Here is a 22,092-nt window from a genome sequence, read left to right as displayed (position 1 = left end):
TGCGGGACTCGGGCGGCCGGGACTATCCGACCGAACCCTCCATCTGCAGCTCGATCAGCCGGTTCAGCTCCAGGGCGTACTCCATGGGCAACTCACGCGCGATGGGCTCGACGAAGCCGCGCACGATCATGGCCATCGCCTCGAACTCCGTCAGACCGCGGCTCATCAGGTAGAAGAGCTGGTCGTCGGAGACCTTGGAGACGGTGGCCTCGTGGCCCATGGAGACGTCGTCCTCACGGACGTCCACGTACGGGTACGTGTCCGAGCGGGAGATGGTGTCGACGAGGAGCGCGTCGCACAGCACGTTGGACTTCGAGCCGTGGGCACCCTCGCCGATCTCGACCAGGCCTCGGTACGAGGTGCGGCCGCCGCCCCGGGCCACCGACTTGGAGACGATGTTCGAGGAGGTGTTCGGCGCCATGTGGACCATCTTGGAGCCGGCGTCCTGGTGCTGGCCCTCGCCCGCGAAGGCGATGGAGAGGGTCTCGCCCTTGGCGTGCTCGCCCATCAGGTAGACGGCCGGGTACTTCATGGTGACCTTGGAACCGATGTTGCCGTCGATCCACTCCATGGTCGCGCCCTCGTACGCCACGGCGCGCTTGGTGACCAGGTTGTAGACGTTGTTCGACCAGTTCTGGATCGTCGTGTAGCGGCAGCGGCCGCCCTTCTTGACGATGATCTCGACGACGGCGCTGTGCAGCGAGTCCGAGGAGTAGATCGGAGCGGTGCAGCCCTCGACGTAGTGGACGTAGGCGTCCTCGTCGACGATGATCAGCGTCCGCTCGAACTGGCCCATGTTCTCCGTGTTGATACGGAAGTAGGCCTGCAGCGGGATGTCGACCTTGACGCCCTTGGGGACGTAGATGAACGATCCGCCGGACCACACGGCGGTGTTCAGCGACGCGAACTTGTTGTCGCCGACCGGGATGACCGTGCCGAAGTACTCCTGGAAGAGCTCCGGGTGCTCCTTGAGCGCGGTGTCCGTGTCGAGGAAGATGACGCCCTGCTCCTCCAGGTCCTCACGGATCTGGTGGTAGACGACCTCGGACTCGTACTGGGCCGCGACACCGGCGACGAGGCGCTGCTTCTCCGCCTCCGGGATGCCGAGCTTGTCGTACGTGTTCTTGATGTCTTCCGGCAGGTCCTCCCAGGAAGCGGCCTGCTTCTCGGTGGAACGCACGAAGTACTTGATGTTGTCGAAGTCGATGCCCGAGAGGTCGGAACCCCAGTTCGGCATGGGCTTCTTGTCGAACAGCTTCAGGCCCTTGAGGCGGAGCTTCAGCATCCACTCCGGCTCGGACTTCTTCGCCGAGATGTCGCGGACGACGTCCTCGGACAGACCCCGCTTGGCAGCGGCACCGGCCGCGTCGGAGTCGGCCCAGCCGTATTCGTAGGTGCCCAGGCCATCGAGCTCAGGGTGAGCAGTCTCCGTGGTCATGCGGGGTTCCTCCCGGCCGTACTTGCAGATACTGATGTGTCGGTCTGTGTGGTGCTCGCGCTGCGCGGAATGAACGTGGTGCACACTCCGTCGCCGTGGGCGATGGTGGCGAGACGCTGCACGTGCGTCCCGAGCAGGCGGGAGAAGACCTCGGTCTCCGCCTCGCAGAGCTGCGGGAACTGCTCGGCCACGTGGGCCACCGGGCAGTGGTGCTGGCAGAGCTGTTCACCGCTGTGCGGACCGGGAGCGCTCTTCGCCGTAGCAGCGTACCCGTCTGCGGTCAACGCCTTGGCCAGGGCCTCCGTACGGTCTCCGGGGGCGGCCGCCTCCATCGCTTCCCGGTAGGCGCGCGCCTGCGTCTCCATCCGCGATCTGGCGAAGGCGGCGACGGCCGCCTCGCCCTGCTCGCCGCCGCCGACGGACTGCGCGATCCAGCGCAGGGCGTCCGCGGCGAGCGTGTCGTAGGACTGGTCGAAGGCGTCGCGGCCGCAATCGGTGAGCGCGAAGACCTTGGCGGGCCGACCCCGGGTGCGCGCACCGTACACGCGCTGCTCACGGGGTTCGACCACGTCGTCGGTGACGAGCGTGTCGAGGTGGCGGCGGACGGCGGCCTGGGTGAGGCCGAGACGCTGGGCGAGGTCGGCGACGGTGGACGGACCGTGGTCCAGGATCGAGCGCGCCACTCGGTTGCGGGTTGACCGCTCCCCGGTGGCGAGCTCCCCCTGGGGGGTCTCGATCTGCCGTTCGCCGTATTTCACAACGCCATTGTTGCGTAATTAGTCGAGCCCCGACAAGCCGTGACGGATGCCACTCCTGGTGTCCTCCATCACTAAGGGTTACCTTATTTGTCGACGGAGAGTTATTTGGAGGGGAACATTCCGCCATCTCACCGGCCGGCTGCAATATGCCAGTGCACCGCCCCCACCAGCACAACTCCCCCCATGATGTTTCCCTGAGCGGCACACACCGAGTTCCGGAAAAGATCACGGAAAGCGGCCGGACCGTCCAGAACGGCCCGGCGGAAAAGAACCCGTATTCACTACGCCGTCGTCGTCGGCGAACGGCCCGCACCCCCTCCACCGGGGGTCCGGGGCCCCTCGACCCCGGGGCCCGTGGACCCTCCCGGCGCTCCGTAGACTCACCCTTCATGAGCAACGACCCCGCCGTGGAGATCCGCGGACTGGTGAAGCGGTACGGCACCAAGACAGCGGTGGACGGCCTGGACCTCACCGTCCGTACGGCCTCCGTCACCGCGGTCCTCGGTCCCAACGGCGCGGGCAAGACGACCACGGTGGAGACCTGCGAGGGCTACCACCGCCCCGACGCCGGCACCGTCCGCGTCCTCGGCCTCGACCCGGTCGCCCAGGCCGGGGCGCTGCGCCCGCGGATCGGCGTGATGCTGCAGTCCGGAGGCGTCTACTCCGGAGCCCGCGCGGTCGAGATGCTGCGCCACATGGCCAAGCTGTACGCCGACCCGCTCGACGTCGACGTCCTGGTGGAACGCCTCGGACTCGGCGGCTGCGGCCGCACCGCCTACCGCCGGCTCTCCGGCGGCCAGCAGCAGCGCCTGGCCCTGGCCATGGCCGTCGTGGGCCGCCCCGAGCTGGTCTTCCTGGACGAGCCCACCGCCGGCCTGGACCCGCAGGCCCGCCGCGCGACCTGGAACCTCGTGCGGGAGCTGCGCACCGACGGGGTCACCGTCGTCCTCACCACCCACCACATGGACGAGGCCGAGCAGCTCTCCGACGAGGTCGCGATCGTGGACGCGGGCCGGGTCATCGCCCACGGCAGCCCCGAGCAGCTCTGCCGGGGCGGCGCCGAGAACACCCTGCGCTTCACCGGCCGCCCCTCCCTCGACCTCGCCTCGCTGCTGAAGGCACTGCCCGACGGCACCCAGGCCGCCGAGCTGCTCCCGGGCACCTACCGGGTCACCGGCGACGTCCACCCGCAGCTGCTGGCCACCGTCGCCTCCTGGTGCGCGCAGCACGGCGTGATGCCGGACAGCCTCACGGTGGAGCGGCACACCCTCGAAGACGTCTTCCTCGAACTGACCGGTAAGGAGCTGCGCGCATGAGCGCCGGTACGTTCACCCCCAATCCGGGGGCCGCGCCCGTGTCCCGCATGATCCTCGCGCAGACGGCTCTGGAGACCCGGATGCTGCTGCGCAACGGGGAGCAGCTGCTGCTGACCGTGATCATCCCGGCCCTGCTGCTGACCCTGTTCTCCGCCGTCGACATCATCACCGTGCCCGTCGGTGAGGGGGGCTCCGGGAAGTCCGTGGACTTCCTCGCCCCCGGCATCCTGGCGCTCGCCGTGATGTCCACCGCCTTCACGGGCCAGGCCATCGCCACCGGCTTCGACCGCCGCTACGGGATCCTCAAGCGGCTCGGGGCCTCGCCGCTGCCGCGCTGGGCCCTGATGGCCGCCAAGACCCTGTCGGTGCTGGTCACCGAGGTGCTGCAGATCGCCCTGCTGACGGCGATCGCCCTCGCCCTGGGCTGGTCCCCGCACGGGAACCCGCTGTCGGTCGCCGCGCTGATCCTGCTGGGCACCGCCGCCTTCTCCGGGCTGGGGCTGCTGATGGCGGGCACGCTCAAGGCCGAGATGACCCTGGCCGCCGCCAACCTGGTCTTCCTGCTGCTGCTCGTCGGCGGCGGGGTGATCGTGCCGATGGAGAAGTTCCCGGAGGCGGTGCAGTCCGTCCTGGGACTGCTGCCGATCTCGGCCCTCTCCGACGGTCTGCGCGAGGTGCTCCAGCACGGGGCCGCGCTGCCGTGGGGCGACGCCGCCGTGCTCGCCGGCTGGGCCGTACTCGGTCTGGGCGCCGCCGCGCGGCTCTTCCGCTGGGAATGAAACCCTTCCCCTCCCGCTGAGATTGCCGCGAGGATGGGCGCCTCCACACATGAAGCCGGGGGGCGGACATGGTGCAGCGGGAGGCCGTACTTCGGCTGGACGAGCAGTGGGCACAGGTGCGGTCGGGGGCGGCGCACGCGGGACCGGAGGAGCGCGAGCGGCTCCTCGACGAGCTCATCGGCGCCCTGCGCGCCCTCCCGGACGACCCGCAGTGCACCGCGCTGCTCGGGCTCCGGCTCGCCGACCGGGCAGCCTTGCGGTTCGCCACGGGGGACCGCGCGGGCGCGCTGGCCACGATCGAGGAGGGGCTGCGCAGCTCCGAGCGCGCGGCCCGGCACTCCGCCGAGTACGCCCGCTGGTACGCCCGCGGGCTGATCAACCACGGGGTGTGGCTGGCCTGGCCGCTGAGCGACGAGTCCCGGCTGCCGAGGCACCCGCTGGGCCCGGCCGCCACCGAGGGTCCGAGCGCCATGGAGCGGGCGGCCGGTGAGCGCGCCCGTGATCTGACCCGGACCGCGGTGGAGGTGTGGGCGGGCCTGGACCAGCACGATCCGGTCAACCGGCGGGGCCTCGCCCAGGCCAAGGTGTTCCTCGGCGACCGCCTCGCCGAGCTGGGCTTCGCCGAGGACGCGGTGGCCTGGGCCGTGGACGCGGAGTCCGACTTCCGGCAGCTGCTGCTCGCGGATCCCGGCGCCGAGGAGTCGGAGGAGGCCGAGGAGGCCCTCGACCACATCGGCCGCCAGCTGGAACTGCGGCTGCGCTTCCTGGCCTTCGAGTCCCTGGTCGGCCTGCGCGCGCGGGGACTGATGCCCGAACGGCTGCTGCCGCAGGCCGTGGTGGCCGCCCGCCTCCAGGGGGTGGAGGAGTCCGAGGTCGCGGCCCGGCTGCGCCTCGGCCCCGAACAGGTGCGGACGATGCTGGAGGTCACGCCCTGGCTCGCGGTGTGGCGCGTCGAGGTGCGCGGTCCTGACGGACTGTGGAAAGTACTCCCCCATCCCTGGCACAGCACCACAGAAGTGAGGAACCGGACGGCCGAGGACGTAGCGGGCGAATTGATACGGGGGTTCACGGGATCGGCGGACTACCCGGGCGACGGGGTCCCTTGGCGCATCCGCGTGTGGTGGCACGAGGAGGGCGACCCGGCCGGGGCGAGGTTCCGGCTGGTCGCGGGCCCCGACGCACCCGCGGCCACCCCCTCGTGAAACTTTGCACAAGGCGCCGCCTACGATAGGTGCCGTGTTGAACCCCTTCGCTTACATCGCCGACCGCTGGACTCCGTCACCCCGGATCGTCCGGCGCGCGGCACTCGCCGCCCTCGTCATGAGCGTGGCCATCGTCGTCACCGGCGGCGCGGTGCGGCTGACCGGATCCGGTCTCGGCTGCGACACCTGGCCCAAGTGCACCGACGACAGCCTGATCGCGACGCAGGCCCAGGGCTTCCACGGCGCCATCGAGTTCGGCAACCGGATGCTGACGTACGTGCTCAGCGCGGCCGTCGGCTGGATCATCCTCGCGGCGCGCTCGGCCAAGCCCTGGCGGCACTCGCTGACGAAACTCGGCTGGGTCCAGTTCGTCATCGTGATGGCCAACGCCGTGCTCGGCGGCATCACCGTCATGACGGGCCTCAACCCGTACAGCGTGGCGGGGCACTTCCTGCTCGCCACCGCGCTCATCGCGGTGACGACCGTCACCTGGCAGCGCGCGGCCGAGGGCGACACCGCCCCCCGCCCGCGCGTACCGGGTCCGGTGCGCAAGCTGTCGTGGGCGCTGATCGTCACCACCCTCGTGCTGATCGCGGCGGGCACGGTGGTCACCGGTTCCGGACCGCACGCCGGCGACAGCAGCGAGATCAGGCGGATGCCGTTCGACTGGACGGCCATCGCCCACGTGCACGCCGTCGCCGCCTGGGTCGTGTGCGCGCTGGCCGTCGCGATGTGGCTGGTGCTGCGCGTGGTCGACGCCCCCGTCGACACCCGGGCGCGCGCCCGCGACCTGCTGATCGTGCTGCTCGCCCAGGGCGGCATCGGCTACGTGCAGTTCTTCACCGACCTGCCCGAGGTCCTCGTCGCCGCGCACATGCTGGGCTCCTGCCTGGTGTGGATCGCGGTGCTCCGGGTCGCGCTGAGCCTGCGCGAGCGGCCGTCCGAGCAGGCGGACGTCCCGGCCCAGGGCGACCCGCAGCTCTCCGCCGTCTGAGCCGTGCGGGCCGAGGGGCCCGTGGGTGAGCGGCGCGTGGACTGACGGGCTCGCGGGCCGACGGGCGCGTGGCTAAGGGCCGTCCAGTCGGTAGACGCGGCGGGCGTTGCCCGCCGCGACCATGGCGGCCACGCGCTCCGCGTCCCGCCAGGACCAGGACCCCTCCGCGACCCAGCCGCCCAGCACCCGGCCCAGCGCCTCCCGGAACACCAGGGCGCCCACCGCGTGCAGTTCCGGCAGCCGCCCGCCGCCGCTGGAGAACAGCAGCTTCCCGAACGGCGCGAGCTCCAGCAGCTCGGCCAGGACCGCCGCGGCCCCCGCCCCGGTCCGCCCGAGGGCCGGTCCGGTGTCGGCGTAGACGTGCGGGAAGGCCGCCGCGAGCCGCGCCGCGTGCCGGTGGTGGTGCGCGAGCCCGCCGAGCAGCACCAGCCGCGCACCCGGGCCCGCGGTGGCCCGTACGAACTCCGTCAGCGGCGCCGGATCCTCCGCGCCCGTGTGCAGCTGGAGCGGCAGCCCGGACGACACCGCGCTCCACAGCAGGTGCCGCAGGAGTACGGGGTCCCGTACGGCCCCGCCCCTGGACCGCCCGGCCAGCCACCGTCCGGCCGCCCCGCGCACCTCGCCCGGACCGGGCGGATCGGGCGCGAGGGCCGTGGCGCCCGCGCCGTCGAAGGCGGCCGCGCAGGTGAAGGCCGTGGCCCCGGCGGCGGCGTGGTGGACGGCCTCGGCGAGATTGGCGAGGAAGGCGGACACCGTGCCGGAGGTGTCGGCGACCTGCTCGGCCAGTAACTCCAGCCGGACCGATTCGAAGGCCTCCGCGTCCCCGGCGAGCGCCAGCTCTTTGGGCCCGGTGAGGTCCCCGGGCACCCCGGTGTCGACCACGTAGGCGGCGACCCCGGAACCCCTGAGCAGCCGCCGCGCGGTCTCGGCCGCGCCCAGCTCGCGCCGTCGGGCCAGATAGCGGGCGGGGGCGGCGTGCGGCTCCAGGCCCAGCAGCGGCGGGCACCAGCGGCGCACCGCGAAACCGGTCTGGGTGTCGAAGAAGGTGGTGCCCGCGGCGGGCGGGCCGGCCGAGCGGACCAGCTGGGCCTCGAAGGTGCCCAGGCCCAGCTCCGTACGGAGTACTCCGTGGCAGTACTGGTCCACCAGGGGCGGCGTTTCGATCATCCGGGCATCCCGTTGCGGACGTGAGGAAGGGGCTTCCACACGTCCTAACGGGTGAGCGGGGTGTGAGGTGTTGCTCGCGCTGTTGACCGAGAACCTAGCTCTCGTGTCCGCCGAGCTGGATGCCGGCCATCCGCGTCCACTCGTACGGGCCGGTGCGCACGCGCGCCGCGAACTCCCCGTCGAACTCCTCGTGGAGGGTCAGCCCGGCCTTCTCGGCGGCCAGCTGCGCCACCGCGAAGGTCGGCGCCACCAGGTCGCCCCAGCCGCCGTCCGAACCCACGAGCACGATCCGGGTGCCGGCCTGGCCGATGTGGGCGAGCTGGCCCTCGGCGCCGCCGTGCCGCTTGGCGAAGGCGCCGATCTGCTTGGCGAGCTTCGCCGCCGTACGGTCCTGCTTCTTGTCCGCGGCGCCTGCGGTGTCCGCTGCGCCTGCGGTGTCTGCGGTGTCTCCCATGGAGGGCATGCTACCGGCGAGTAATCAGCGGAGGAAGGGATCCACGGCCACCGCCACGAACAGCAGCGACACGTAGGTGATCGACCAGTGGAACAGGCGCATCTCCTTGAGCTTCCCGCCCGTCACGCCCGCCTTGGCCCGTGCGTGCAGCGCGTGCGCCTCCCACAGCCACCAGCCGCCCGCCGCCAGCGCGACCGCGGTGTAGAACCAGCCGGTGTATCCCAGCGGGGTCAGCAGCAGCGAGACCGCCACCATCACCCAGCTGTAGAGGACGATCTGGCGCGCCACGGCCTTGTTGCCCGCCACGACGGGGAGCATCGGCACGCCGGCCCGCGCGTAGTCGTCCTTCACCTTCATCGACAGCGGCCAGTAGTGCGGCGGCGTCCAGAAGAAGATGACGAGGAAGAGGATGACCGCTGCCCAGGAGACCGAGTTCGTGACGGCCGACCAGCCGATGAGCACCGGCATGCAGCCCGCGATGCCGCCCCAGACGATGTTCTGGGCGGTGCGCCGCTTCAGCAGCATCGTGTAGACCACGACGTAGAAGAGGAGCGCGCCGAGCGACAGCGCCGCCGACAGCCAGTTGACGAGCAGGCCGAAGAAGAGGGTGGAGACCACCGCGAGGGTGAGGCCGAAGGCCAGGCACTCCCGCGGGCTGACCATCCCGGTCACCAGCGGGCGCTGCGAGGTCCGGTCCATCAGCGCGTCGATGTCGCGGTCGATGTACATGTTCAGCGCGTTGGCGCCGCCCGCGGACAAGTAGCCGCCGAAGCAGGTCACGAGGACCAGCCACAGTGACGGCACGCCCTGCTCGGCGAGGAACATCACCGGCACTGTGGTGATCAGCAGAAGTTCGATGATCCGCGGCTTGGTCAATGCCACGAAAGCCATGACGCGGGTCCCGAACGGCCGGTGACCGGGGCTCGTCCCGAGCACCGCCGCTGGACGGGATTCGACGGCCGTCACGCACACCCCTGAGAGAGAATCCAGCAAGCTCCGACGCGGGCCGTTCACAGTGTGAAGGCCCGGTTAAGGCTTGCGCGTACCACGCCACTGTAGACGTTGCACTTACGTCGCCCGGCGCCGGGGTCGCCTCGTGTTGGGCCGATCGGACCGTGCATACCTACGGGGGACGCCGCGGCCCGCACCCCCGTGCAGGGGTGAACACGGGTCGGCGGCGCGGTGACGGACTGCCTGCACTCGAATAGCTGCACGCCGTTGCGGGGGTAGGCTCGGAATCGCGCCGGTGCACCGTTCGTCACCGGGATTCATACATGTGGAGAGGAGCCCTGACCCACGGTGAGCACCAAGCCGACCACCACAGAGCTCGAGTGGACCGAACTGGACCAGCGGGCCGTCGACACCGCCCGCATCCTGGCCGCTGACGCGGTCCAGAAGGTCGGAAACGGCCACCCCGGTACGGCGATGAGCCTGGCCCCCGCCGCGTACACCCTCTTCCAGAAGGTGATGCGGCACGACCCGGCGGACCCCGAGTGGGTGGGCCGCGACCGCTTCGTGCTCTCCGCGGGGCACTCGTCCCTGACGCTCTACACCCAGCTGTACCTCGGCGGGTTCGGGCTCGAGCTGGACGACCTGAAGGCGTTCCGCACCTGGGGCTCGAAGACCCCCGGTCACCCGGAGTACGGCCACACGGCCGGCGTGGAGACCACCACCGGCCCCCTCGGCCAGGGTGTCGCCAACGCGGTGGGCATGGCCATGGCCGCCCGCTACGAGCGCGGCCTGTTCGACCCGGAGGCCGCCCCGGGCACCTCCCCGTTCGACCACATGGTCTACGCGATCGCGGGCGACGGCTGCCTCCAGGAGGGCATCTCCCACGAGGCGTCCGCACTGGCCGGCCACCAGAAGCTCGGCAACCTCGTGCTGCTGTGGGACGACAACCACATCTCCATCGAGGGTGACACGGAGACGGCCGTCTCCGAGGACACCATCCAGCGCTACGAGGCGTACGGCTGGCACGTCCAGCGCGTCGCGCAGCAGGAGAACGGCGACCTCGACCCGAAGGCGCTGTTCGCCGCTCTCCAGGCCGCCAAGGCCGAGACCGGGCGCCCGTCCTTCATCGCGGCCCGCTCGATCATCGCCTGGCCGGCCCCGCACGCCCAGAACACCGAGGCCGCCCACGGCTCCGCGCTCGGCGACGACGAGGTCGCGGCCACCAAGCGCGTCCTCGGCTTCGACCCGGAGCAGACCTTCGAGGTCTCCGACGAGGTCATCGCGCACACCCGCAGGGCGCTCGACCGCGGCCGCGAGGCCAAGGCCGCCTGGGAGAAGGACTTCTCCGCCTGGCGCACCGCCAACCCGGAGCGCGCCGCCTCGTTCGACCGCATCAACGCCAACGAGCTGCCCGCGGGCTGGGAGGACGAGCTCCCCGTCTTCGAGGCCGGCAAGGGCCTCGCCACCCGCGCCGCCTCCGGCAAGGTGCTCCAGGCGCTCGGCGCGGTCATCCCGGAGCTGTGGGGCGGCTCGGCCGACCTGGCCGGCTCCAACAACACGACCATCGACAAGAACTCCTCGTTCCTGCCGAAGGACAACCCGCTGCCGGAGGCCGACCCGTACGGCCGCACCCTCCACTTCGGCATCCGCGAGCACGCCATGGCCGCGGCCATGAACGGCATCGCCCTGCACGGCCACACCCGTGTCTACGGCGGCACCTTCCTGGTGTTCTCCGACTACATGCGCAACGCCGTGCGCCTGTCGTCCCTCATGCACCTGCCGGTGACCTACGTGTGGACGCACGACTCCATCGGTCTCGGCGAGGACGGCCCGACCCACCAGCCGGTCGAGCACCTGGCCTCGCTGCGCGCCATCCCGGGCCTGAACGTCGTCCGCCCGGCCGACGCCAACGAGACCGCGATCGCCTGGCGCGAGATCCTCAAGCGCCACACCAAGGTGTTCGGCAAGGGCGCCCCGCACGGTCTGGCGCTCACCCGCCAGGGCGTGCCGACCTACGAGCGCAACGAGGACGCCGCCAAGGGCGGGTACGTGCTCTTCGAGGCCGAAGGCGGTCCGGCCCAGGTCGTGCTCATCGGCACCGGCTCCGAGGTCCACCTCGCCGTCGAGGCCCGCGAGCAGCTCCAGGCCGAGGGCATCCCGACCCGGGTGGTCTCCATGCCGTCCGTCGAGTGGTTCGAGGAGCAGCCGCAGGAGTACAAGGACGGCGTCCTGCCCTCCTCGGTGAAGGCCCGCGTCGCGGTCGAGGCCGGCATCGGCCTGACCTGGCACCGGTACGTCGGCGACGCCGGCCGCATCGTGTCGCTGGAGCACTTCGGCGCCTCCGCCGACGCGAAGGTGCTCTTCCGCGAGTTCGGCTTCACCGCCGAGGCCGTGACCGCCGCCGCCAAGGACTCCCTCGCCGCCGCCGCGCGCTGACGCCGGTCCAGAACCAAGTAGGAGATGTAATCCCATGACAGACGCACTCAAGCGCCTCTCCGACGAAGGCGTGGCGATCTGGCTGGACGACCTGTCCCGCAAGCGCATCACGTCCGGCAACCTGGCCGAGCTCATCGACCAGTCGCACGTGGTCGGTGTCACCACCAACCCGGCGATCTTCCAGAAGGCGATCAGCGGCGGCGAGGGCTACGAGCAGCAGCTCACCGACCTCGCGACCCGCAAGGTCACCGTGGAAGAGGCCCTGCGCATGATCACCACGGCGGACGTCCGCGACGCCGCCGACATCCTGCGCCCGGTCTACGACCGCACCGACGGCCAGGACGGCCGCGTGTCGATCGAGGTCGACCCGCGCCTGGCGCACAACACGCCGGCGACCATCGCCGAGGCCAAGCAGCTCGCGTGGCTGGTGGACCGCCCGAACACGCTCATCAAGATCCCGGCGACCAAGGCCGGCCTGCCGGCGATCACCGAGGTCATCGGCAAGGGCATCAGCGTCAACGTCACGCTGATCTTCTCGCTGCAGCGCTACCGCGAGGTCATGGACGCGTACCTGGCGGGCCTGGAGAAGGCCAAGGCCGCGGGCCTGGACCTGTCCCTGATCCACTCGGTCGCCTCCTTCTTCGTGTCCCGCGTGGACAGCGAGATCGACAAGCGCCTGGACGCGGTGGGCACGGACGAGGCGAAGGCCCTCAAGGGCAAGGCGGCGCTCGCCAACGCCCGTCTGGCCTACGAGGCGTACGAGGAGGTGTTCTCCTCGGACCGCTGGGCCGCCCTGGAGCGCGTCGGAGCCAACAAGCAGCGTCCGCTGTGGGCCTCGACGGGCGTCAAGGACCCGGCGTACAAGGACACCCTGTACGTGGAAGACCTGGTCGCCCCGAACACGGTGAACACCATGCCGGAGGCCACCCTGGAGGCCACCGCCGACCACGGGCAGATCACGGGCGACACCGTGCGCGGCTCCTACGAGCAGGCCCGTGCCGAGCTCGACGCGGTCGCGAAGCTGGGCATTTCGTACGACGATGTGGTGCAGCTGCTCGAGGACGAGGGCGTCGAGAAGTTCGAGGCGTCCTGGAACGACCTGCTGAAGTCGACCGAGGCGGAGCTTGAGCGCCTTGCCCCCACGGAGGCCTGAACACCTTGTCTGTGAACGGAGCGAACCCGCTTCGTGACGCACAGGACCGGCGGCTCCCGCGCATCGCGGGGCCGTCCGGCCTGGTCATTTTCGGCGTTACGGGTGACCTGTCGCGCAAGAAGCTGATGCCTGCCGTCTACGACCTGGCCAATCGCGGCCTGCTCCCGCCCGGCTTCTCGCTGATCGGGTTCGCCCGCCGCGAGTGGGAGCACGAGGACTTCGCCCAGGAGGTGTACGAGGCCGTCAAGGAGCACTCGCGCACCCCCTTCCGGGAGGAGGTCTGGCAGCAGCTGGTGCAGGGCTGCCGCTTCGTGCAGGGCGACTTCGACGACGACGCGGCCTTCGAGACCCTGAAGGCGACGATCGACGAGCTGGACAAGGCGCAGGGCACGGGCGGCAACTTCGCCTTCTACCTGTCGGTCCCGCCCAAGTGGTTCCCGAAGGTGGTCCAGCAGCTCAAGGACCACGGGCTGGCCCAGAAGGAAGGCTCCTGGCGGCGCGCCGTCATCGAGAAGCCCTTCGGCCACGACCTGAAGAGCGCCGAGGAGCTCAACAAGGTCGTTCACGAGGTCTTCCCCCGTGACGAGGTCTTCCGGATCGACCACTACCTCGGCAAGGAGACCGTCCAGAACATCCTGGCGCTCCGCTTCGCCAACACCATGTTCGAGCCGATCTGGAACCGGTCGTACGTCGACCACGTGCAGATCACCATGGCCGAGGACATCGGCATCGGCGGCCGGGCCGGGTACTACGACGGCATCGGCGCGGCCCGTGACGTCATCCAGAACCACCTGCTGCAGCTGCTCGCGCTGACCGCGATGGAGGAGCCCGGCTCCTTCCACCCCAAGGCGCTGGTGGCGGAGAAGCTCAAGGTGCTCAGCGCCGTCGAGATCCCCGAGGACCTGGGCAAGCACACCGTGCGCGGCCAGTACGCGGCGGCGTGGCAGGGCGGCGAGAAGGTCGTCGGGTACCTCGAAGAGGACGGCATCGACCCCAAGTCGAAGACCGACACCTACGCGGCCATCCGGCTGGAGATCAACAACCGCCGCTGGGCGGGCGTCCCGTTCTACCTGCGGACCGGCAAGCGCCTGGGCCGCCGGGTGACCGAGATCGCCGTGGTCTTCAAGCGCGCCCCGTACCTGCCGTTCGAGTCGGGCGCGACCGAGGAGCTGGGGCAGAACGCCCTGGTCATCCGGGTCCAGCCGGACGAGGGCGTGACGGTCCGCTTCGGTTCCAAGGTTCCGGGCACCTCCATGGAGGTCCGGGACGTCACGATGGACTTCGCCTACGGCGAGTCCTTCACGGAGTCGAGCCCCGAGGCGTACGAGCGGCTCATCCTCGACGTGCTCCTCGGCGACGCGAACCTCTTCCCGCGTCACCAGGAAGTCGAACTGTCCTGGAACATCCTCGACCCGATCGAGGAGTACTGGGACAAGCACGGCAAGCCCGCGCAGTACCCGTCGGGCACCTGGGGGCCGGTCGAGGCGGACGAGATGCTCGCACGAGACGGACGGAGCTGGCGCCGGCCATGAAGATCGACCTCACGGAGACCAACTCCAGCAAGATCAATGCCGCGATGGTGCAGGCACGCCGGGACATCGGCACGCCGGCCATCGGCATGGTCCTCACGCTGGTGATCGTGACCGACGAGGAGAACGCGTACGACGCGCTCAAGTCGGCGAACGACGCGTCCCACGAACACCCCTCGCGGATCGTCGTCGTCATCAAGCGGGCCAGCCGCTCCCCCCGCAGCCGCCGCGACGCCCGGCTCGACGCGGAAGTCCGCGTCGGGGCGGACTCCGGCAGCGGTGAGACGGTCGTGCTCCGCCTTCACGGCGAACTGGTCGACCACGCCCAGTCGGTGGTTCTCCCCCTGCTCCTGCCGGACGCCCCGGTCGTCGTCTGGTGGCCGGACGGTGCGCCCGCGGACCTGGCGGGCGATCCGCTGGGAACGCTGGGCCAGCGCCGGATCTCGGACACGTACTCCTGCGAGGACCCGACCCGGGAGCTCAGCGCCCGGGGGGCGGCGTACGCCCCGGGGGACACGGACCTCTCGTGGACCCGCATCACCCCGTGGCGTTCCATGCTGGCGGCCGCGCTGGACCAGCAGCAGCTGTCGGTCACGTCGGCGACCGTCGAGGGCGAGGACGAGAACCCGAGCTGCGAGCTGCTGGCCATGTGGCTGGCGGACCGGCTCAAGGTCCCGGTCACGCGCACGCTGTCCGCGGGCCCCGGCCTGACGGCGGTACGCCTGTCGACCAAGGACGGCGACATCGTCCTGGACCGCGCGGACGGGGCGCTGGCCACGCTGTGCATGCCGGGGCAGCCCGACCGTGCGGTGGCGCTCAAGCGCCGCGACACGGCCGAGCTCCTGGCGGAGGAGCTGCGCCGGCTGGACCCGGACAACACGTACGAGTCCGCGCTGAAGTTCGGCGTGACCAAGCTCCAGCCCCCGGCCCCGGCCAAGCCCGAAGCCCCCGCCAAGGCGGAGGCCGAGCCGAAGGCCGAGGCCAAGCCGGAGGACCCGAAGCCGGCCGCCAAGCCTTCGAAGAAGTCCGCGAACAAGTAACGGGTCCCTGCGGGAAACTGGGGCTCCGCCCCAGACCCCGCGCCTCAAACGCCGGCGAGGCTGGATTTTCCAGCCCGTCCGGCGTTTGAGGACCGGGTCCGGGCGGAGCCCGGTTGCTCCGCGCAGCGGCACCCGCCCCCTGAACTACACAAAAGGCGGCAACACCATGGGTATGACGACTCCCCAGGTCGTCGTCCACCGGGACAAGGAACTGATGGCCCAGGCCACCGCGGCCCGGCTCATCACGAAGATCGTGGACGCGCAGGCGGCCCGCGGCACCGCGTCCGTGGTCCTCACCGGCGGACGCAACGGCAACGGCCTCCTCGCGGCACTGGCCACCGCCCCCGCCCGCGACGCCGTCGACTGGGCGCGGCTGGACCTCTGGTGGGGCGACGAGCGGTACGTCCCCGCCGACGATCCCGAGCGCAATCACACCCAGGCCCGCGAGGCCCTCCTGGACTCGGTCCCGGTGGACCCCGCCCGCGTGCACGTGATGCCGGCCTCGGACGGCCCGTACGGGGCCGACGTCGACGCGGCCGCGGCCGCCTACGCGGCCGAGCTCGCGAAGGCGGCCGGCCCCGAGGACCACGGTCCGGTGCCCCGCTTCGACGTTTTGATGCTGGGCGTGGGCCCGGACACGCACGTGGCCTCGCTCTTCCCGGAGCACCCGGCGGCCCGCGAGAGCGAGCGGACGGTGGTCGGCGTCCACGGCGCCCCGAAGCCCCCGCCCACCCGGATCTCCCTGACGCTCCCGGCGATCCGGGCGGCCCGTGAGGTCTGGCTGCTGGCGGCGGGCGAGGACAAGGCCGGCGCGGTGTCCATCGCCCTCGGCGGCGCGGGCGGGGTCCAGGCCCCGGCCGCGGCCGCCTACGGCCGCTCCCGCACCCTGTGGCTGCTGGACCGTGCGGCGGCGGCGAAGCTCCCGGCCGGGATGTACCCCCCGGCCTCCTGACCGGTACGACGCGAAGGGCCCGCTCTCCCGAGGAGAGCGGGCCCTTCGGCCGTCCGGCGGCCCTTCGGCCGTCAGCTCCGGCCGCGCAGCTTCCGGTACGTGGCCACCAGCGCCTTCGTCGAGGCGTCCAGGCCCTCCACGTCCGCGCCCTCGCTCAGGGCGGGCTCGACGCGCTTGGCGAGCACCTTGCCGAGCTCGACGCCCCACTGGTCGAAGGAGTCGATGTTCCACACCGCGCCCTGGACGAACACCTTGTGCTCGTACAGCGCGATCAGCTGGCCCAGCACCCCGGGGGTGAGCTCGGTCGCCAGGATGGTGGTCGTGGGGTGGTTGCCGTGGAAGGTCTTGTGCGGGACCAGCGACTCCGGCGCCCCCTCGGCGCGCACCTCGTCGGCCGTCTTGCCGAAGGCCAGCGCCTGGGTCTGCGCGAAGAAGTTGGCCATCAGCAGGTCGTGCTGGGCCGCCGGGGCCGCCTCCAGCTCGGCCACCGGCTTCGCGAAGCCGATGAAGTCCGCGGGGATCACCTTCGTGCCCTGGTGGATCAGCTGGTAGTAGGCGTGCTGCCCGTTGGTGCCGGGCGTGCCCCAGACCACCGGGCCGGTCTGCCACTCGACCGGATTGCCGTCGCGGTCCACGGACTTGCCGTTGGACTCCATGTCCAGCTGCTGCAAGTACGCGGTGAAGCGCGAGAGGTAGTGGCTGTACGGGAGCACCGCGTGCGACTGCGCGTCGAAGAAGGCGCCGTACCAGATCCCCAACAGGCCCATGAGCAGCGGGACGTTCTCCTCCGCCGGCGCCGTGCGGAAGTGCTGGTCCATCAGGCGGAAGCCGGCCAGCAGGTCGCGGAAGGCGCCGGGGCCGATCGCGATCATCAGGGAGAGGCCGATGGCCGAGTCGAAGGAGTAGCGGCCGCCGACCCAGTCCCAGAACTCGAACATGTTGGCCGGATCGATGCCGAAGTCGGTGACCTTCTCGGCGTTGGTCGACAGGGCGACGAAGTGCCGTGCCACGGCCTCCCGGTCTCCGCCGAGGCCGGCCAGCAGCCAGCCGCGCGCCGAGGTGGCGTTGGTGATGGTCTCGATGGTGGTGAAGGTCTTCGAGGCGATGATGAACAGCGTCTCGGCCGGGTCCAGGTCCCGCACGGCCTCGTGGAGGTCCGCGCCGTCGACGTTGGACACGAAGCGCACGGTCAGGCCGCGGTCGGCGAAGGCGCGCAGGGCCTCGTAGGCCATCGCCGGACCGAGGTCGGAGCCGCCGATGCCGATGTTGACGACGTTCTTGATGCGCTTGCCGGTGAAGCCGGTCCACTCCCCCGACCTGACCTGGTCGGCGAAGGCCGCCATCTTGTCCAGGACGGCGTGCACGCCGGGGACCACGTCCTCGCCGTCCACCTCGACGACGACGTCCCTCGGTGCGCGCAGGGCGGTGTGCAGCACCGCCCGGTCCTCGGTCGTGTTGATCTTGTCGCCACGGAACATCGCCTCGCGCAGCTCGGCCACGCCCGTGGCCGCGGCCAGCTCGCGGAGCAGCGCGAGCGTCTCGTCGGTGACGAGGTGCTTCGAGTAGTCGATGTGCAGGTCCCCGACCCGCAGGGTGTAGCCGGCGCCGCGGCCGGGATTCTCCTGGAACAGCTCCCGCAGATGCGTCTGCCCGAATTCCTCCCGGTGCTTGCCCAGTGCAAGCCACTCGGGCGTCCGGTTGACCTTCGTACGGCTGCCTGCGTTCATCTCGGACATCAACCCACTTCTTCCGTCCTGTCGTGCCCCGCCGGCTCCAACTTAAGGGATGAGAAGCGGCGCAACGCACACAAAGAGGCCCGGCTCCGCGGGAGATGATTCCTGCGGGGCCGGGCCTCACGTCACACACTTGGGGCGGTGTCAGATCTCGCCGCGGAGTTTCGCGAGCGCCTCGGCGAGGATCGCCTCGCCGTCGGCGTCCGAGCGTCGTTCCCGTACGTACGCCAGGTGCGTCTTGTACGGTTCGGTGCGCGGCGGCGCGGGCGGGTTGTCCCGGTCCTGGCCGGCCGGGAACCCGCAGCGCGGGCAGTCCCAGGTGTCCGGCACCTGTGCGTCGCTGGCGAAGCTGGGCTGCGTCTCGTGCCCGTTCGAGCACCAGAAGGAGATGCGCAGGCGGGGCGCGGACTCGCCGCGCTCTGCCTCGCCCATCGGCCCCGCTCCGACCCGGCTACCACGGATCGCGTTGCCACTTGCCACGGTCGTAACTCCCTGCGTGATGGTGCCGCGGAGTGTGAGTGGAATTTCCGCCGCGGAGCGCCCAAGTCTACGTAAGGCCCAACGCACGTCCAGTGAGCGGAGTTACTGATTCCGCGCCAGGAACGACGGACCTCATGATAGGCCGGGCACCACCGACAGGACTGCCGGAATGGCCAGAACGGTCAGCTGCTCGACTTCATCAGCAGACCGAGCGCGACGATGCACGCGAACCACAGCAGACCCACGACGACGGTGATGCGGTCCAGGTTGCGCTCCGCGACGGAGGAACCGCCGACCGACGACTGCATTCCGCCGCCGAACATGTCGGAGAGGCCGCCGCCCTTGCCCTTGTGCATCAGCACGAGCAGCATCAGCAGGGCGCTGAAGACGATCAGGGCGATCGAGAACCCCATAATCACGGCTGATTCCTACTTTCTGGCTTTTTCAGGCTTTCCGGCTTTGCGTGATGTGCGCGGGGGCCAGTGGCTGGTGGTTCAGCCCCTGGCCCCCGCAAGGGTACGACGGATCGGCCCTACCGCATACTCACTGGTCGCGGAAGCGGACGATCTTGACGAACTCGTCCGCGTCCAGCGCCGCGCCGCCGATCAGGGCGCCGTCGACGTCGGGCTGGGCCATGATCGCCGCGATGTTCCCGGACTTCACGGAGCCGCCGTACTGGATGCGGACCTTGTCGGCCAGCTCCTGCGAGTACAGCTCCGCGAGGCGGGTGCGGATCGCCCCGCAGACCTCCTGGGCGTCGTCCGGGGTGGCGACCTCGCCGGTGCCGATGGCCCAGACGGGCTCGTACGCGATCACGATGGACTCGACCTGCTCGGCCGGGACGTCCTTGAGGCCGCCGTCGAGCTGGCTCAGCGTGTACGGGACCTGCTGCCCGGCCTTGCGGACGTCCAGGCCCTCGCCGACGCACAGGATCGGGGTGACCCCGTGCCGGTAGGCGGCCTTGACCTTGGCGTTGCAGATCTCGTCCGTCTCACCGTGGTACTGGCGGCGCTCGCTGTGGCCGACGGCCACGTACGTGCACTTCAGCTTCGCCAGCATGGAGCCGGAGATCTCACCGGTGTAGGCGCCGGAGTCCTGCGCGGAGAGGTCCTGGGCGCCGTACTTGATCTTCAGCTTGTCGCCGTCGACCAGGGTCTGGACCGAGCGCAGGTCGACGAAGGGCGGCAGGACCGCGACCTCGACGGCGTCGTAGTCCTTGTCTGCGAGCGCGAAGGCGAGCTTCTGAACGTGGGCGATGGCCTCGAGGTGGTTGAGGTTCATCTTCCAGTTGCCCGCCATGAGCGGGGTGCGCGTGGTCATACGGTTTCAGCCCTCCAGGGCGGCGAGGCCGGGGAGCGTCTTGCCCTCGAGGTATTCGAGGGAGGCGCCGCCACCGGTCGAGATGTGGCCGAAAGCATTCTCGTCGAAGCCGAGGATGCGGACCGCGGCGGCGCTGTCTCCGCCGCCGACGACGGTGAAGGCGCTGCTGTCGAGCAGTGCCTGGGCGATGGCCGTGGTACCGCCGGCGTAGTCGGGGTGTTCGAACACGCCGACCGGGCCGTTCCAGAAGACGGTCTTGGCATCGGCGATCTTCGACGCGTACAGCTCGCGCGTCCGGGGGCCGATGTCCAGACCCTCCTTGTCGGCGGGGATCTTGTCCGCGTCGACGGTCTCGAAGGTGGCCGGAGTCTTGCCCTTGAGGTCCGGGAACTCCGCGGAGACCAGCACGTCGACCGGGAGGACCAGCTCGACGCCGGTGTCCTCGGCGCGCTGCATGTACTCCTTGACCTTGTCCACCTGGTCCTTCTGGAGCAGGGAGATGCCGACCTCGTAGCCCTTGGCGTAGAGGAAGGTGTAGGCCATGCCGCCGCCGATGAGGATGCGGTCGGCCTTGCCGAGCAGCTCGTCGATGACGGCGAGCTTGTCGGAGACCTTGGCGCCGCCGAGGACCACGACGTACGGGCGCTCGACCTCGGCGGTGAGCTTCTTCAGGACGCCGACCTCGGTGGCGATGAGCTGGCCGGCCGCGTGCGGGAGGCGCGCGGGCAGGTCGAAGACCGAGGCGTGCTTGCGGTGGACGGCACCGAAGCCGTCGCCGACGTAGACGTCGGCGAGCTCGGCGAGCTGGTCCGCGAAGGCGCCGCGCTCGGCGTCGTCCTTCGAGGTCTCGCCGGCGTTGAAGCGCAGGTTCTCGATGACGGCCACCTGGCCGTCGCCGAGGGCCGCGACGGTCTCCTTGGCGGAGGCGCCGACGGTGTCGGCGGCGAAGGCGACGTCCGCACCGAGCAGTTCGCCGAGGCGCGTGGCGGCGGGGGCGAGCGAGAAGGCCGGCTCCACGCCGGTTCCCTTGGGGCGGCCCAGGTGCGAGGCCACGATGACGCGGGCGCCGGCGGCGGCGAGCTTCGCGATCGTGGGCTGGACGGCGCGGATGCGGCCGTCGTCGGTGATGCGGACTCCGTCCAGCGGGACGTTCAGGTCCGCGCGGACGAAGACCCGCTTGCCCTTGACGCCCTCGGCGAGGAGTTCATCGATCGTCTTCATGTGTACCTACTCCTTTGTGCCCTTCACTCGAAGGGCGAGGAAGGGAGAACGAGGCAAGCAACAGGGCCCGTGCGGCGCTTCGTCGCGCTGCTCGGACCCTGTGCTCACATCGTGGTGCCTTGCCTACGTGCTTAGAGCTGACCGCCGACGAAGACGGTGAGGTCGACGAGACGGTTGGAGTAGCCCCACTCGTTGTCGTACCAGCCGACGACCTTAACCTGCGTGCCTTCCTGGACCATGGTCAGGGAGGAGTCGAAGGTGCAGGACGCGGGCCAGTTCACGATGTCGGAGGAGACGATCGCGTCCTCGGTGTAGTCGAGGATGCCCTTGAGCTGTCCCTCGGCGGCCTTCTGGAAGGCGGCGTTGATCTCTTCCACGGTGGTCTCGCGGGAGAGCTCCAGGACCAGGTCGGTGACCGAACCGGTCGGAACCGGGACGCGCATGGCGATACCGTCCAGCTTGCCCTTGAGCTGCGGCAGGACCAGGGCGGTGGCCTTGGCGGCACCGGTGGAGGTCGGGATGATGTTCTCGGCGGCGGCGCGGGCGCGGCGCAGGTCCGAGTGCGGGAAGTCCAGGATGCGCTGGTCGTTCGTGTACGCGTGGACCGTCGTCATCATGCCCTTGACGATGCCGAAGTTCTCGTCGAGGACCTTGGCCATCGGCGCCACACAGTTGGTGGTGCAGGAGGCGTTGGAGATGACGTGGTGGCTGGCCGCGTCGTACTTGTCCTGGTTGACGCCCATCACGATGGTGATGTCCTCGTCCTTGGCCGGAGCCGAGATGAGGACCTTCTTCGCGCCGGCCGCGATGTGCTTGGCGGCGTCGGCCTTCTTCGTGAAGATGCCGGTGGACTCGATGACGATGTCGGCGCCCAGCTCACCCCAGGGGAGGTTCGCGGGGTCGCGCTCGGCGAAGGTCTTGAACGTCTGGCCACCGACGGTAATGCTGTTGTCGGTGTGGCTGACCTCGTGCTTCAGCCGGCCCAGGATGGTGTCGTACTTGAGCAGGTGCACCAGGGTCGCGTTGTCAGTCAGGTCGTTGACACCGACGATCTCGATGTCCGCTCCCTGCTCCAGGAGCGCCCGGAAATAGTTACGGCCAATGCGGCCAAAACCGTTGATGCCTACGCGGATCGTCACGAACCGATCTCCTCGTTGGTGCGCCGGTTA

The 22,092-nt window shown here is 70.3% G+C and carries 20 protein-coding genes; 9 read left to right on the top strand and 11 right to left on the bottom strand.

The window, feature by feature from the left end:
• Positions 1-22 precede the first annotated feature (22 nt).
• On the bottom strand, positions 23-1,438 hold the full coding sequence (gene sufB, locus ACIPYQ_RS33470) for a Fe-S cluster assembly protein SufB (RefSeq protein WP_214930288.1): 1,416 nt from the start codon (positions 1,436-1,438) through the stop codon (positions 23-25).
• A complete protein-coding gene (locus ACIPYQ_RS33465; protein WP_361765085.1) occupies positions 1,435-2,196 on the bottom strand; it encodes a metalloregulator ArsR/SmtB family transcription factor in 762 nt (253 codons plus the stop codon). The genes sufB and ACIPYQ_RS33465 overlap by 4 nt, the downstream gene beginning before the upstream one ends.
• A gap of 389 nt (positions 2,197-2,585) precedes the next feature.
• On the opposite strand from ACIPYQ_RS33465, the gene ACIPYQ_RS33460 reads away from it, so the two are divergent.
• The 4 genes from ACIPYQ_RS33460 (at position 2,586) to ACIPYQ_RS33445 (ending at position 6,487) form a co-directional block, all read left to right on the top strand.
• Complete coding sequence (locus ACIPYQ_RS33460) at positions 2,586-3,512, top strand: ABC transporter ATP-binding protein (protein WP_401257830.1); 927 nt, start codon at positions 2,586-2,588, stop codon at positions 3,510-3,512.
• On the top strand, positions 3,509-4,291 hold the full coding sequence (locus tag ACIPYQ_RS33455; protein ID WP_361765079.1) for an ABC transporter permease: 783 nt from the start codon (positions 3,509-3,511) through the stop codon (positions 4,289-4,291). Before ACIPYQ_RS33460 ends, ACIPYQ_RS33455 begins: the two co-directional genes overlap by 4 nt.
• Before the next feature lie 68 nt (positions 4,292-4,359).
• Positions 4,360-5,493, top strand: coding sequence for a hypothetical protein (locus ACIPYQ_RS33450; protein WP_401257829.1), 1,134 nt, complete (start codon positions 4,360-4,362; stop codon positions 5,491-5,493).
• A gap of 4 nt (positions 5,494-5,497) precedes the next feature.
• Positions 5,498-6,487, top strand: coding sequence for a heme A synthase (locus ACIPYQ_RS33445; RefSeq protein ID WP_401257828.1), 990 nt, complete (start codon positions 5,498-5,500; stop codon positions 6,485-6,487).
• 72 nt (positions 6,488-6,559) lie between these two features.
• On the opposite strand, the gene ACIPYQ_RS33440 is transcribed toward ACIPYQ_RS33445, so the two are convergent.
• The 3 genes from ACIPYQ_RS33440 to ACIPYQ_RS33430 form a co-directional block, all read right to left on the bottom strand.
• Complete coding sequence (locus tag ACIPYQ_RS33440) at positions 6,560-7,654, bottom strand: amidohydrolase (RefSeq protein ID WP_401257827.1); 1,095 nt, start codon at positions 7,652-7,654, stop codon at positions 6,560-6,562.
• A 94-nt stretch (positions 7,655-7,748) separates the two neighbouring features.
• The gene (locus tag ACIPYQ_RS33435; RefSeq protein ID WP_401257826.1) at positions 7,749-8,117 is read right to left on the bottom strand and encodes a hypothetical protein; all 369 of its coding nucleotides are present in this window, start codon (positions 8,115-8,117) and stop codon (positions 7,749-7,751) included.
• Between the two features lie 15 nt (positions 8,118-8,132).
• The gene (locus ACIPYQ_RS33430; protein WP_361765064.1) at positions 8,133-9,074 is read right to left on the bottom strand and encodes a heme o synthase; all 942 of its coding nucleotides are present in this window, start codon (positions 9,072-9,074) and stop codon (positions 8,133-8,135) included.
• A gap of 333 nt (positions 9,075-9,407) precedes the next feature.
• Here ACIPYQ_RS33430 and tkt point away from each other — a divergent pair, with 333 nt between their 5' ends.
• The 5 genes from tkt (at position 9,408) to pgl (ending at position 16,169) form a co-directional block, all read left to right on the top strand.
• On the top strand, positions 9,408-11,495 hold the full coding sequence (tkt, locus tag ACIPYQ_RS33425; protein ID WP_401257825.1) for a transketolase: 2,088 nt from the start codon (positions 9,408-9,410) through the stop codon (positions 11,493-11,495).
• A 34-nt stretch (positions 11,496-11,529) separates the two neighbouring features.
• The gene (gene tal, locus ACIPYQ_RS33420; RefSeq protein ID WP_401257824.1) at positions 11,530-12,648 is read left to right on the top strand and encodes a transaldolase; all 1,119 of its coding nucleotides are present in this window, start codon (positions 11,530-11,532) and stop codon (positions 12,646-12,648) included.
• 5 nt (positions 12,649-12,653) lie between these two features.
• Positions 12,654-14,180, top strand: a complete 1,527-nt coding sequence (zwf, locus tag ACIPYQ_RS33415) for a glucose-6-phosphate dehydrogenase (RefSeq protein WP_383569206.1) — start codon at positions 12,654-12,656, stop codon at positions 14,178-14,180.
• Entirely contained in the window at positions 14,177-15,217 is a 1,041-nt protein-coding gene (gene opcA, locus ACIPYQ_RS33410; RefSeq protein ID WP_401257823.1) for a glucose-6-phosphate dehydrogenase assembly protein OpcA, read from the top strand. Before zwf ends, opcA begins: the two co-directional genes overlap by 4 nt.
• A gap of 172 nt (positions 15,218-15,389) precedes the next feature.
• Complete coding sequence (gene pgl / locus ACIPYQ_RS33405; RefSeq protein WP_401257822.1) at positions 15,390-16,169, top strand: 6-phosphogluconolactonase; 780 nt, start codon at positions 15,390-15,392, stop codon at positions 16,167-16,169.
• A gap of 71 nt (positions 16,170-16,240) precedes the next feature.
• On the opposite strand, the gene pgi is transcribed toward pgl, so the two are convergent.
• From pgi to gap, 6 genes are all read right to left on the bottom strand, one after another.
• Positions 16,241-17,896, bottom strand: coding sequence for a glucose-6-phosphate isomerase (gene pgi / locus ACIPYQ_RS33400; RefSeq protein ID WP_401257923.1), 1,656 nt, complete (start codon positions 17,894-17,896; stop codon positions 16,241-16,243).
• A 150-nt stretch (positions 17,897-18,046) separates the two neighbouring features.
• Positions 18,047-18,382, bottom strand: a complete 336-nt coding sequence (locus ACIPYQ_RS33395; RefSeq protein WP_010352468.1) for an RNA polymerase-binding protein RbpA — start codon at positions 18,380-18,382, stop codon at positions 18,047-18,049.
• A 182-nt stretch (positions 18,383-18,564) separates the two neighbouring features.
• Positions 18,565-18,795, bottom strand: coding sequence for a preprotein translocase subunit SecG (gene secG, locus ACIPYQ_RS33390; RefSeq protein WP_030388924.1), 231 nt, complete (start codon positions 18,793-18,795; stop codon positions 18,565-18,567).
• Positions 18,796-18,925: 130 nt separating this feature from the next.
• Positions 18,926-19,702: a triose-phosphate isomerase gene (tpiA, locus tag ACIPYQ_RS33385; protein ID WP_361765049.1), complete on the bottom strand. Its 777-nt coding sequence runs from the start codon at positions 19,700-19,702 to the stop codon at positions 18,926-18,928.
• Positions 19,703-19,708: 6 nt separating this feature from the next.
• On the bottom strand, positions 19,709-20,923 hold the full coding sequence (locus ACIPYQ_RS33380; RefSeq protein WP_401257821.1) for a phosphoglycerate kinase: 1,215 nt from the start codon (positions 20,921-20,923) through the stop codon (positions 19,709-19,711).
• A gap of 131 nt (positions 20,924-21,054) precedes the next feature.
• Entirely contained in the window at positions 21,055-22,062 is a 1,008-nt protein-coding gene (gene gap / locus ACIPYQ_RS33375; RefSeq protein WP_361765043.1) for a type I glyceraldehyde-3-phosphate dehydrogenase, read from the bottom strand.
• Positions 22,063-22,092: the final 30 nt, after the last annotated feature.

It is taken from the genome of Streptomyces sp. NPDC090045, from assembly GCF_044747975.1.
Classification (GTDB): domain Bacteria; phylum Actinomycetota; class Actinomycetes; order Streptomycetales; family Streptomycetaceae; genus Streptomyces.
The sequence above is the reverse complement of the archived record's forward strand: the minus strand, read 5'-3'. Positions and strand labels throughout refer to the sequence as shown.

Bases quoted from the DNA above. Each gene is read 5' to 3' on its own strand.
- sufB (WP_214930288.1), bottom strand. From the start codon at position 1,438: ATGACCACGGAGACTGCTCACCCTGAGCTCGATGGCCTGGGCACCTAC.
- ACIPYQ_RS33460 (WP_401257830.1), top strand. From the start codon at position 2,586: ATGAGCAACGACCCCGCCGTGGAGATCCGCGGACTGGTGAAGCGGTAC.
- ACIPYQ_RS33455 (WP_361765079.1), top strand. From the start codon at position 3,509: ATGAGCGCCGGTACGTTCACCCCCAATCCGGGGGCCGCGCCCGTGTCC.
- ACIPYQ_RS33450 (WP_401257829.1), top strand. From the start codon at position 4,360: ATGGTGCAGCGGGAGGCCGTACTTCGGCTGGACGAGCAGTGGGCACAG.
- ACIPYQ_RS33440 (WP_401257827.1), bottom strand. From the start codon at position 7,654: ATGATCGAAACGCCGCCCCTGGTGGACCAGTACTGCCACGGAGTACTC.
- ACIPYQ_RS33435 (WP_401257826.1), bottom strand. From the start codon at position 8,117: ATGCCCTCCATGGGAGACACCGCAGACACCGCAGGCGCAGCGGACACC.
- tal (WP_401257824.1), top strand. From the start codon at position 11,530: ATGACAGACGCACTCAAGCGCCTCTCCGACGAAGGCGTGGCGATCTGG.
- opcA (WP_401257823.1), top strand. From the start codon at position 14,177: ATGAAGATCGACCTCACGGAGACCAACTCCAGCAAGATCAATGCCGCG.
- pgl (WP_401257822.1), top strand. From the start codon at position 15,390: ATGACGACTCCCCAGGTCGTCGTCCACCGGGACAAGGAACTGATGGCC.
- pgi (WP_401257923.1), bottom strand. From the start codon at position 17,896: ATGAACGCAGGCAGCCGTACGAAGGTCAACCGGACGCCCGAGTGGCTT.
- secG (WP_030388924.1), bottom strand. From the start codon at position 18,795: ATGGGGTTCTCGATCGCCCTGATCGTCTTCAGCGCCCTGCTGATGCTG.
- tpiA (WP_361765049.1), bottom strand. From the start codon at position 19,702: ATGACCACGCGCACCCCGCTCATGGCGGGCAACTGGAAGATGAACCTC.
- ACIPYQ_RS33380 (WP_401257821.1), bottom strand. From the start codon at position 20,923: ATGAAGACGATCGATGAACTCCTCGCCGAGGGCGTCAAGGGCAAGCGG.